This window comes from Paenibacillus koleovorans NBRC 103111, from assembly GCF_004000845.1.
GTDB classification, from domain to species: Bacteria; Bacillota; Bacilli; order Paenibacillales; family NBRC-103111; genus Paenibacillus_AA; species Paenibacillus_AA koleovorans.
In genome coordinates this window covers 23,079-34,877 of record NZ_BIMA01000074.1, presented here as the reverse complement: position 1 = coordinate 34,877, position 11,799 = coordinate 23,079, and the positions used below count along the sequence as shown (strand labels likewise).

Below are 11,799 nucleotides of genomic sequence, written 5' to 3'. Positions count from 1 at the left end.
CCCCCCCCCCCCCCCCCCCCCCCGATGCAAGCTCCCTCAGCCCCTTGTGGTGGCGAGAGAAGGCAACACCGGGAAAGCCGCCGCCCCCGAAACGAACGGCACGAACATACGAAGCAAAAACGGATGCCCACTTACTGGAAGTTACCAGACGAAACTACCTGTCATACACCAAAACCAGCCGCCGAGACATAAGCCCCCGGCTTTCCCTCGATGCAAGCTCCCACAGACCCTTGTGGCCGCGAGAGAAGGATCGGCTGGGGCAAACCTAAAGGGGAAAAACTGGATGACATCCTCCAGTCTATTCAGAACGCATATTCCAAAAGCATGAAAAAGAGAAGCAAGAGAACGAAGCGAACTTACATTCGCAACCTCTCTTGCCTTTTCTCTTTACTTGATTTATTCGGAAATATAGTCGATGGAAGTGTTTATCGCTATGGTCTTTGTCTTAGCATCCCACGTCACGCCGATATTAAAGGCTTGAGCGATGTCCCTCAGTTTGAAGTAGTTGTTACCTCCGATGTTATAGGCAGTCAACTGAACCTCTTGACCATCTTTGTAAATTTTGGAAGTTGTCAGCATTCCTGTTGTTGTCTTCGGCTGACCCGATATCGCCATCTCCCCACCAACCGGCGTGTAGGCCGATGTCGAAAGCAGATTGATCGCATTCTTTTCCGCATCCCAGCTGACTTCGAATTGCTTTCCCGAACCGTTTACTGCCATTGCAAGGTCGCGAAGCTTAAAGTAGTTGTTGTCATTGATGTTGTAGACCTCAAAATCTTGCGCTTGTCCTTCTACGATAATGGCTGAAGCTGTAGGTCTAGCAGTGACAGACAGTGATTTGTCGGGCGTTGTAGCTGTTGCAGCGGGCTCACTTGGCTTTGCTTCCGGTGCAGCTGTTGCAGTTGGCTCACTTGGCTTTGTTTCCGGTGCAGCTGTTGAAGCTGGCTCACCTTCTTTAAGTATGTGCACAAATAAGTTGTGTACTTTTCCGTCATCCTGTTTGATTTTGACATGGTAATAACCGGGTTCATGAAATGTAACGGAATCCAGGACTTCAGTTCGAATCCCCCAAGTTTGACCGCCGCCTGGATTTTCAATCTTTCTTGTTTTTGTTGCAATTTGGGTTGTTTCTTGAGTTGTAAATGTGTGAGGGGCGGGGTCAGGTTGTTTAGTTTCATATGAAAATAAAATGACCGTTACCAGCGCTTTGTCCACTTCGTATGTAATCGTTATTGGGGAGCGAGAGTTATAATCAGAAAATATTAACTTTTCAGATCCGTTGGAGCCCCATTCACTTGAAGTTTCAGTATCGTAGCCCGAAACCGTAAAGTAATTGGTAGCATCAAGATCAATGCGTTTTTGATTAGCTGCAAAAGCTGACATAGAGGAGACAACGAATAGAACAAGAACCACTGACACAATACTGATCGGCTTGAAGATTTTCATAGAAGCACCTCGTTCAATTGAGTATATTGGCCTATTTCCAAGCATGGTAATATTATATTACAGAAGATATAATGTCAATGATTGTTGTAATCTTCTTCGTGATATTAGGTGTGGAAGACCCTCCAAAGATAGCCTTCTCGCCGTCCATGTAAATATGAAGCGTCATGAATAAATGCTTGAGCCTGAGGAACCATGGATATTGACGCATGTTGAGTTGGATGAGAAGGAAAAAACATGGGCATTTGCTGATCCATTAAATGAAAAGACGATTGTTGCTTACCTAAGATTTACAATCTGTTAGAACTTTTTAAAGCTATTGCTGGGGGCTGTATTTCTGTACTGGATGCACCCCCAATGTCCTCCTTCGGAATCGGGGCTATCGCCTTCCCTCTTGCCCCTACATCTCCCCAAACGCCCCGAAAATGTAAGCGTCAAATCGAGCATACATGGACAAGGCCAGAACTGGCTGAGAAAATAGGAACAAGATATCGTGCGCGCGTATTGTGCCTTCAGCCATGTTGCCATCAGCTCCAGAATCGGCTGGCTTTCCGCCAGTCGGGCGGCCCTTCTGGCCTGCGGCGTCGCGTCCTTCCAGCGACGTTCAACCTCGAACAATGCATTTCACAAAGCCAGTCCTTCGGCTGCCGCCGTTTGCGCACGCTGCGGCGCAGGCACAGCTTGCACTGCCTCATGGAATTTTCTTCGCGCATGCGCAGCAGCCGAGCTGCGTCACGCCCTTGACCTTGCCGTAACCGCTGTAGCCGTCGCTTTGCAAATACCCGACGAATCCGGTAAGAAACGCCTCTGGATGTTCGCCGCCGCGGCCTGGCCGGTAGTCATTATGCAATTGGTTCAGATAGTGCTTCGGATTCAGAAATATGGATAGACGGGGCTACCTTTTTCTTTGCTTTTTTTCTACCGAGAAATGCTAATAATGCTGCTAAAATAAACAGTGGTGCAGAAATAATAAATCCAATGGAAATCACGATATAACCACCTGCCGCAGCTATTAACATCATAAATGCTGCTATAATAGGCTTTGCTTTCGCAAGTGTTCCTCCAACTAATCCGATCAAGGACACAATAGCTAAGATCACAGCAGTAGTCATAAGCTGTGCTGCATCCTTACCCCTTAGCACCCCAATTAATTTAGCAAGCCATGTGAATAGAGGCTCTGCGCCAGGAATATCAATTTGACTAGCAGCAGATTGAACGATTATAGCGCCAACCCCACCAGATTGAATTTCTTTTAATTTAGTTAGTTCCTCTGGTGTGAACTCGCCTTCTAGCTTGGAATAATCTCCTTCAACGAGTGCCTTCAGCTGTTCAAATTCTTCATCACTAAGAATACCTTCAAACTTGGATAAATCGCCCGTTTGTAAAGCTGCGAAGAACATAGCCGGAGTGATTGCTTCAGCATAGGCTTCGTCCCCAGTAGTTGCACCCTTTTCAGCCTCTGATTGACTCTGACTTGCCTGAGCCGTGACCTCTTGGTATTTCACTATTACATTTATAGCACCTTCTTGATTTTCGCCATGTGTCAAAAACTTCAACAAAATCGAAAGTTCTTCATTAGTAACAGCATCAGCCAAAGCAAACGCTGCGTTATCTGGCATTCCCAGTTGCTTAATAAGGAGATCTGCTACTTTAAGTTGATTTTCACTGAGTGAGCGTGGACTAACCTGTCTAGATGAGCTGCTAGCTGACGCAATGCTCACCTTAGATGTTTTCTTAGGATTTGAAGCCAAACTAGCTTCCGAAGCTATATCGGCCAAAACAGTAACTTCTGAAGTAGCTGTTGCAGCTTTCATCGAAGTTATCACCTGGGAGCTATCATCTGCTGACGCGTTCTCCACCGTTCCAATCATATAGCCGTAGGCTCCAATAGCCACAGCCAAAATAAGCCCTAATAAACCACTTAATATACCAAGTAACATTGCTAAAGCTCTCATTTAGTTTTCCCCAATTTATGTCATATACTCTGAATCGAGAATAATGTTAACATAGCTAAACTAAGTCTGTAAATTCGTTGTCGATTATAGAATATTTCTACATACCAAATACAACAGCACGCGCTTGATCACGCGTCTTAAATCGCGTGCCATGTAACCATTCGTATTTCATCTTATCCCAGAAAGCTTTCATCGGGGCATTACAGGTAATATTGAATCCGCACCACAAGCCATTCCCTTGACGAAAAAAACATAAATGAGACGCGAATTTTCGCGTCCCCAATTCGTCCCCAGTTATAGTTTTCCATCACTCAAAACCCTTATAAATCAAGGAACAAGCGACTTCCACATGAGTGGAATACTTAACTTTGCTTTGCCTTGAATTGCTTTGCTGGATTGGTTAGCATAATACAAAACAAAGAATGGGAGCAACCATGAAATTTGACATATACGTTATCCAAACCAAGCTTGAAAAGTTCTACCTCGACGCCATCAAGGAGTATGAGAAGCGCCTAACGCGATACGGCAAAACCCATCTCCATCTTCTAAAGAACCGTGAGCAACTATCCACTAAGCTTGCTGGCAGTAGTCTCACGGTTCTTGTGACCCCAAACGAGCAAACCATCTCATCCGAATCATTTGCTGACAAAATCAACAATTGGAGAGTCGCATGCACCTCACAAGTAACTCGTCTTATGCCTAAATAGCACGTTTTACTTGAACGACCTTGCCTTCGAACATGCAGAAAGTAAACTTGATTTCGTCGCTCAAATCGAATGGTAAGGTTTTAGGGTTAACAGTGGTAAGCATCACCTCACCATTACTAAACTAACGTACCCGTTAGTTCAAGAAACACTGTCTATATATCGCTCTGTGACGAGTTCTGATAGTTGTTTAACCGGTACCTTGTCACAATTCGAAAATAACACTACACCAAATCCTATGCTGGGAACCATAGAAACGTATCCTGATACTCCTGAATAGCCTCCAGCATGTTCTACTATCTTGTGATCAAAGTATTTTCTAATTCTCTAATCCGTTGTTGGTCCTCGATACTCCAAGCATTGGAGTAAATTTACAATGAAAGATGCCGATGGATGCCGTATTAATTTCGGTGGTGGTGTAAATAAAGAGCCGGATTGAGCAAGAAGAATAGCTTGCTCAGAGCCAACTATAAAGTAACCACAGGGATCAGATCGCTACTTAAGAGCAGAGAATAGCCGCGAATTAATCGCGGTACTTTATTTATGCTTGTTTATATTGAATAAATCGCTCCGCGTATTCCTCTGCGGTAGCACCAATAGGAGATAACATAGCGTAATTTTATAGTGATGGTCGGTTAATACATGGATTGGTTTTCTCCATGCAGATACTTCCTGAGAAAATCGACAACTTCCAGAAAAGCCTCTTGCACAACAGGTTGGTCCATATTGCGGTCGAAGCCGTGTCCTCCATTCGATATCGTAATAAGCTTATGGGGAACTCCTGCTTGTTCCAGAGCGTCAGCCATCATGACAGACTGCTCGTAAGGAACATCGGTATCCACATCTCCATGCAACAGCAAGGTCGGCGGATAATCCTTCGCAACATGGCGGACCGGACAATAGGCGTAAATATCGGTCTGTTCTGAAAGGGGGTCTTTTCCAACCACTTCTGGAATCCACGTACCTTGCTGTCGACAGCGTAAATAGAAGATAGATCGATTCTTATCGGCGTCTTCCGTTACCGGATGGTCGGTGATGAACTCACAGGCTTCCTCGCGGCTTACCATCGGTTTTTGACAGTAGTACAGACTAGGTTTGGCGTACCAGTCACCTATAATGTCGCCGTATCCGAAGAAGGAAACAACGGCTTTCGGCCTCGCTTCAAAAGTTCCTGCAAGCAAGGCGAGGTATCCGCCCGCAGATTTCCCGATCACCGCGATGTTGTCGGAATCGATATCATATTTTTGCTGGCCCTCTACCATTAACCATTGCAAAGCATCGCGGATATCCATCGCAATTTCCGGTAATTTGGTTTCCGGTGCTAATCTGTAATCAATCGAGAAAACAGCAAACCCCGCATCATGATAGAGCTGCAGTTGTTCCTGAATGAAATGGCTTCTGCTTCCGGTAATAAGAGCTCCTCCATGTAAATAGAGGACCACTGGGGCGTTCTTACGGGACGCTTCATAAAGATCACCGTAAATTTCAAAGTGCTCTGTTTTCTTAAAGACTATAGAATGCTTAAGCATCGCTTAATCCCTCTCTCTCATTTTAAGTTCGCATGTCATCGACTCCGAGGCTTCGGTCACCTTTAGACCTATAAAATCGGTGAATTTAATATCACTAGATTCATCTGCAAATTTCAATTATCTCGCCCCGATACAAGTCATTTTCATTAGTTCATATTTAAAAAGAATGCGTCCTTATCTCTTAAATAAACTTTAAATTGAGTTTCAATTTTAATGTCATTTGTTAATGTACTTTTCGTGATAGTCTTTAGAATAATTGATTTCAAATCTTCCAAGTAATTACCCCTCTTTCGTACTCGATCTTACAATAATTTCACCTAACAGCTTATTTACGAACTTCGTATATCCGCCATGTCTAAAAGTTTTCGGCAAAGTGATTGAATTATCGTAGCAATAGGTAAGCGTTTGATGCGATCTCCGGCTTTTCCCCTGCTCCACACGGAGCGTGCCAGTTTCCAAAGCACTCCGCGTACCATCTAATGGAGGTTACTAGTTCATTGGCTCCTCGTTACTCATGGATATAAGGTATAGTTAGATCGGTTCTAAGCCGCATTGTTTGCGGTATAGGTTGATCTTAATCACCATTGAATCGGTGGGACCGAGTCGGGAAATGAGTACGTCAATCGTCTCTTTAAGTGTGCAATGGATTAATACATGTACATCTCTATGGAGGATTCTCAGGTTGCTAAACTTATCGCTTCCTCCGAGATGTACGGGGATATAGTGATGACAGTGAACGTCTGCAGCGAACAGATACATACCCGTTATTTCGCATTTTCCCAGTTTCATACTGTAACGACTAATCCGGTTATCCATGTACTCCACACTTCGGTTTGGGATGTTAGATTTCAACAACGAGTGAATTTGTTGTTTAATATCAGGACGTAGTTTTTGGGATATTCTTGCCCTTCCTGCCTCTGTGTAGGGTGTAAGTTCTTGACTGAAGCTCATGACATTCACCGTTTTCACATTAGCAAGCGGATATAAATATACGCCCGCAACTTTGAATGTTCTGAAACCCAGGCTATAGAATTTCTTGTATGTTGGCGGTGGGTTCGCAGGATGTTCGTATTTCCCAACCATTTTAAGACGATTGTACATGAAGGCTCGAAGATCGTAAGCAAGGCGTGAGAACGCGATGTTGACATGAGTAGCCCGACTGAAATAATTGTGGATCCCTAGTACAAAGCTGTTGAAGAGTATGGCATTTTGAGCGGTCGGCGATGATCGTAGGATTTGAATTCGTTTCTTGGCTTCGGCTACGATTTTTTGCCTTTTGCCGGTTTTTATGCCGGTGTGCGCCACTCTCTTCTTTCCCTTTTTGTTCGCGCGGATGGTGAATCCAAGGAATTCGGATTCTCGTTTTCGCAGATTGACGATCTGCGATTTTTCCGGTGAAATATCCAGTTTAAGACGCTCTTTCAGAAACTTTCTTACGGCATGGTACCATCTCTGGGCAGTCTTCCAGTCTCGACAAAGGATCTTGAAATCATCTGCGTAACGTACGATGTATCCTTCTTTGAGTGTGGTTCGTCGCTTTGCGTATAGCTCGCCTGATCTTGTCTTGAGAGGCTGAGTCAAGGGGAAGAACTCCCATTGATCTGCAATCCATTGGTCAAGATCGTTGAGCACCACGTTCGAAAGTATGGGCGACAACAGACCACCCTGAGGTACGCCCCTTGCAGGGATACCTTCTCCATCGATTTCCGCTTTAAGCATTTTAGCGATACAGGCTAGAACTCTCTTGTCTTGGATTCCCATGTTCCATAGCTGCTTGATCAGCAAGGTATGGTTAACATTGTCGAAGAATCCTTGAACGTCAATGTCGACCACAAAGTGCAGTTGGGAGTGATTAACGAGAAATTGTACTCTTGCCATCGCATGGTGGGTGGAGCGGAATGGTCTAAACCCGTAGCTGTGATTGTAGAATTGTGCTTCTGCAATCGGCTCGAACACTTGTCGGAAGCATTGCTGAATGATGCGATCCAAGATACATGGAATCCCGAGAGGTCTTAATTTGCCGTTATCTTTTTCAATGAGCTTCCGTCTGACTTTTTTAGGTCGATAGCTTTGTAATGTGGTTTGGATCGCTACTACTAATTCATCATCGGTCATTTTTTCTATGTCAGAAATGGTTTTGCCATCGGTTCCGGGCGTCTTTGAACCTTTATTCGATTTCATCGTTCGATAGGCCAAGAGGATATTTTCTCTAGATGTAATGGTATCGTATAAGTCCGAGAATTTTTCCCTTTTCTTAGACCTTTCGTAGAAGTCGGTAAAGCGTTCCGTCATGCCGTAATAGTCCCAATATCTCAAGGCTTGCACTGTGGCATCCCTCCTCATGAGGTGATGTTTCCCACGTTCCTACCCGATCGGTGCAATTCACGTAAGGAGAATGATCGTTCTTTCCATTAGACTTGGGGCTGTTCCTCCGCTCCCATTACAGGAGGTTCATCAGTCGTGCCCCTGCCCTCACAAGGATAAATCCATTTCGGCTATGCCTTATGGGTAACCGTTTCGGGTGACAGCCCTTGATACAACGTTCCTTGCTTTCCAAGTCCCTTACAACCTAGCCTTCCGTTCTGAACTTAGGTGCTCCCTTTGGGCCTGTGAGCTGGATGCCTCCATAGTTAGGCATAGCGAATTTCAGAGGGCAGATTTTTACTTTACGCCACTCACACCATCGCTCGATGGCCCATATGTTTCCATATGTTCTAACTTTAGACCCTTACATTCAGTTGTTTGTCAGTTCCTTTCTCGGAACCATACTCACCATATTCAGTTTCTCGGCCGCGCGGCATATCCGTTGGCATACCTTTTCTATTCGAATGGCTCTAGCCTTCGTTCTGCCGAATCTACCTGAACTTCGTACCCCATGGCCTGTCAGCCATGGGGCACGCAGGAGTGTTGGCGGGATGGTTTTCGGATACGTGGTTCCGTCATTCCCATCCTCGGTTGTAAAGTTAAGATTGTTTAAATCTCCTGCATTTCACGCTATTGCGCTTATAGCAGAACTTGTCGAACCTGCCCTTTAGCTTAACGATCACATCGCTATAGTCGGCAAAAGGTACAAGTTCTTGTCACAGATCGGCAATAGGTGCAAGTGCATGTCAAAAATAAATGACAAAAACTCGTTCCCATAATGTACAAAACCGCCAGGGCGGTTAATTATCGGTACATGTTCTTGTCACGCAGCAAGGATATTAGAGACATAAAGATGGCTCACAAGCCTTTTTGCCAAGGAAAATTATAGTGCTAATATTTTACTTCCTTCTAATTCAATGTACAATTGTCGCTTACTCAGCATCGGTGCTGCAGTTTGCTTCGCACAGAATTTGCCGTGCCACCGTAGTATCTTGCCCGATCGAGTAGGTAAGGGCGGCTAGCCCCTGACCTCTCACTAATGCCAAGCATATCCCACTTACTAGCTCAATCCTTCCGCGTCTCCTTCGTGACCTTCAATTGCTCAATAATGCCTTGGATATAGGCGGTGAACCTTTTGCTTATCTCGGAGCGCATAACCTCTCGAACAAAGCCCATTTTATTTTCGTAACCACGGCAAATATATTTGTAATACACCACCAGATCGACCTGGTCATCCTGGAGCACCTTGATGTTCCTGCGGCTCATTTCTCGACGTAAGTGATAGATATCCTCACTAATCCTGTCCATCACCAGTTTGCTAGTAACGAGGTGCAACTTCTTAAGGACCCCAGTTGATCCCTGCAGTTCATCCACACCTTTCTGTACCATGGTTAGCATATAAGGCAAGAGAACGTAATCACGGATCATGTGGTACTCCTCTTCAGTAGGCATGCTAGAAGTTTTGTCCATTATTCGTTGATCGTATTGCTCCTGGTGCTCAGTCAAAAGCATCTTAGATTTCCACCTTTCGTTTCCATCCAACTTGCTCATTTATAGTGACCTCCAATCTGTCCTGCCCGTTCTCGGGCTACCCCTGATGACTTAAGTGAGGACGCTCTTAAAATGGCTTCGCTACCAAAACGATCTTTTATCTGATCGATTACTCTTTCTTTACGATAGGCAATATCTCGATCATCAAACATTGTTAGCTGAATTATGTCATCACTCGAGAGCTGTGAAAGATCAACAAACAATCGATTAACCGGAACTCCTTGCCAATGTGTCACTAGGAGTTTCTGAGCGGCTCTGAACACCTCGTGTGTTAACGATGTAGGTTGATCGAGGGTCGTTTGACGACTAAATGAAGACGCCTTCTCCCCATCCGATTCGACCGCTCCAATTGACACGACTCTTCCTTGATACCCAAGCCGCCTCGCACGACGACATACCTCAATAACGAGCTCTAAAAGCACTAGCTCGATGTCCTCGAGCTTCCGATAAACACCCGTTTTAAGAGCTTTGCCATGACTTACGGATTTAATCGCCCCACGTATCCCGGATACTACGGGACTTGGATCAATACCTCTGGCTATTTGCCAATAATATTCTGCTTGAATATCCGATTGTTTCCCCATTTCTTTCCGCATGCGCCGCTTAAATTCACCCAACTCCAGTCGCGCAATGTCTCCAATGGTATTGAGTCCCATCCTCAAAAAATGTCGAGTCATTCGGTTGGCGACCATAAACATTTGATGCACCGGTAAAGGCCACAAGTCGGTTGCAATATTGTCGTAATTCAATTTAAAAATCCCATCAGGACGCTTTTTTGCGAAGTTGTCCGTGGCCGTTTTAGCAAGGATCTTCGTTGGTCCAATGCCGACTCGCGACAATACGCCTGTCGATAACTTAATCTGTGTCTGTACCCTTCGTGCTATCTCCTCTGGGGTACCGAACAGCGCCATAGATCCGGTAACATCCAAAAACTGCTCATCGATCGAATATGGCTCTACCTGGTCCGTAATTGACTCAAATATTTCCGTTATCAGTAGGGAGACCGCGATATACGTCTGCATCCTCGGGCGTATCACAACCAGATCGGGACACTTCGCCAACGATTGACCTACTCGCTCTGCCGTGGTTACGCCTCGTGCTTTTGCAATTGGACAAGCAGCCAGCACAATACCACTTCGTCGTTCTGGATCTCCGACTGCCACTGGCTTGTTCTCCAGGTCGGGACGGGCTGCCTTTTCGATGCTGGCGTAAAATGATTGTCCATCCACAAGAAATATCGTTCGATCACGAGACATTTCGACTCACCAACTTATGTGCCAATATATTGCCGGCTGCTAGAAAACGTGGCTCTTGCTCATCAATGTCGAAAACAATCAAGCTTGTTCCGTCCTGGTAAATAATCTCGACCACTCGACCAACATATTTTCCAATGTTCATGGTCCACCTCATCGCGAACGTTTGTTCTTATAATCTTAATACGAACAATCGTTCCCTTGCAATGATTAATTTATTCCACTTGCCATTAGAAATACTTGTCTTATGCGGAAGTGGGTGGTTGGCCCTCAAACGGTCCCCTAGCCCACTTACATCACCGCACCGCGATCCCCATACGGCAGTCCTAAAGGCAAACAATTCTCTAGATAACTTTTCAGCCCTTTTGCTTCCCAGTAGGAGGACGGAAGGGCCTTATTTATGTTTGGGGACATTACTTGGGTCACTCGCTTTGATTCAGCAGAAAACAGTTTACTCTGTTAGCTTGTCCATTGAGAAAGCAAGAGCAGAGATGAGACGTCCTTCCGCCTTCTGTAACGCCCCTCCAAGCGACTCGATGCCTGTCAGAGTCCAAAGACATGATCCGCTCAGTAAGCGGCTCCACAGTCACGCTGAATCGCTACACAGGCTCCCTTCACCGACGGAAGCGAGCAAATGAGGCTCACTTCGGCTACAGCTACTCTGCCCGCTAAAAACAAATAACGTTATTCGTCGAACAGTTCGCATCTGCAGGCAAATAACGCTACGCGATAACGTTATTTGTCCCACACCCGACCGGCCTTGCCACAAAGACGCAAAGAAAAAGCCCCGCCGACTGATCATCGACGAGACTTCTTTGCAATTCTATAGGCCCGGAGGGGGTCGAACCCACAACCTACCGGTTAAGAGCCGGTTGCTCTGCCATTGAGCTACGGACCCGCGTTGCGTTTTTTATAATAGCATAGCCTAATTAGCATGTCAAATATTCATTGCTAGTTTCAAAGAAAAACACTCCTCCCCCGGCGTTTCACCAAAGAAAGG

8 protein-coding genes and 1 tRNA gene are annotated in these 11,799 nt (G+C 45.4%); 1 reads left to right on the top strand and 8 read right to left on the bottom strand.

The genetic code is table 11. The annotated features are described in order from the left end of the window. Positions 1 to 396: 396 nt before the first annotated feature. From PKO02S_RS21580 to PKO02S_RS21570, 3 genes are all read right to left on the bottom strand, one after another. Positions 397 to 1,446, bottom strand: coding sequence for a stalk domain-containing protein (locus PKO02S_RS21580; RefSeq protein WP_127586038.1), 1,050 nt, complete (start codon positions 1,444 to 1,446; stop codon positions 397 to 399). Between the two features lie 688 nt (positions 1,447 to 2,134). Continuing rightward, positions 2,135 to 2,293, bottom strand: a complete 159-nt coding sequence (locus PKO02S_RS21575) for an IS66 family transposase (RefSeq protein ID WP_164821593.1) — start codon at positions 2,291 to 2,293, stop codon at positions 2,135 to 2,137. Continuing rightward, a complete protein-coding gene (locus tag PKO02S_RS21570) occupies positions 2,286 to 3,398 on the bottom strand; it encodes a hypothetical protein (RefSeq protein ID WP_127586034.1) in 1,113 nt (370 codons plus the stop codon). The genes PKO02S_RS21575 and PKO02S_RS21570 overlap by 8 nt, the downstream gene beginning before the upstream one ends. A 422-nt stretch (positions 3,399 to 3,820) precedes the next feature. Here PKO02S_RS21570 and PKO02S_RS33945 point away from each other — a divergent pair, with 422 nt between their 5' ends. Continuing rightward, the gene (locus tag PKO02S_RS33945; protein WP_127586032.1) at positions 3,821 to 4,105 is read left to right on the top strand and encodes a 23S rRNA (pseudouridine(1915)-N(3))-methyltransferase RlmH; all 285 of its coding nucleotides are present in this window, start codon (positions 3,821 to 3,823) and stop codon (positions 4,103 to 4,105) included. 632 nt (positions 4,106 to 4,737) lie between these two features. Here the strand turns inward: PKO02S_RS33945 and PKO02S_RS21560 are convergent. From PKO02S_RS21560 to PKO02S_RS21540, 5 genes are all read right to left on the bottom strand, one after another. Next, the gene (locus PKO02S_RS21560; protein WP_127586031.1) at positions 4,738 to 5,631 is read right to left on the bottom strand and encodes an alpha/beta hydrolase; all 894 of its coding nucleotides are present in this window, start codon (positions 5,629 to 5,631) and stop codon (positions 4,738 to 4,740) included. Positions 5,632 to 6,162: 531 nt separating this feature from the next. Continuing rightward, positions 6,163 to 7,956: a group II intron reverse transcriptase/maturase gene (gene ltrA, locus PKO02S_RS21555; RefSeq protein WP_174819938.1), complete on the bottom strand. Its 1,794-nt coding sequence runs from the start codon at positions 7,954 to 7,956 to the stop codon at positions 6,163 to 6,165. 1,104 nt (positions 7,957 to 9,060) lie between these two features. Next, positions 9,061 to 9,546 (bottom strand): YhjD family protein, encoded by a 486-nt coding sequence (locus PKO02S_RS21550; RefSeq protein WP_127586027.1) that lies wholly within the window; start codon positions 9,544 to 9,546, stop codon positions 9,061 to 9,063. Beyond that, a complete protein-coding gene (locus PKO02S_RS21545; RefSeq protein ID WP_127586025.1) occupies positions 9,543 to 10,802 on the bottom strand; it encodes a DNA polymerase IV in 1,260 nt (419 codons plus the stop codon). The genes PKO02S_RS21550 and PKO02S_RS21545 overlap by 4 nt, the downstream gene beginning before the upstream one ends. Positions 10,803 to 11,625: 823 nt before the next feature. Beyond that, positions 11,626 to 11,697, bottom strand: a tRNA-Lys gene (locus tag PKO02S_RS21540). Positions 11,698 to 11,799 lie beyond the last annotated feature (102 nt).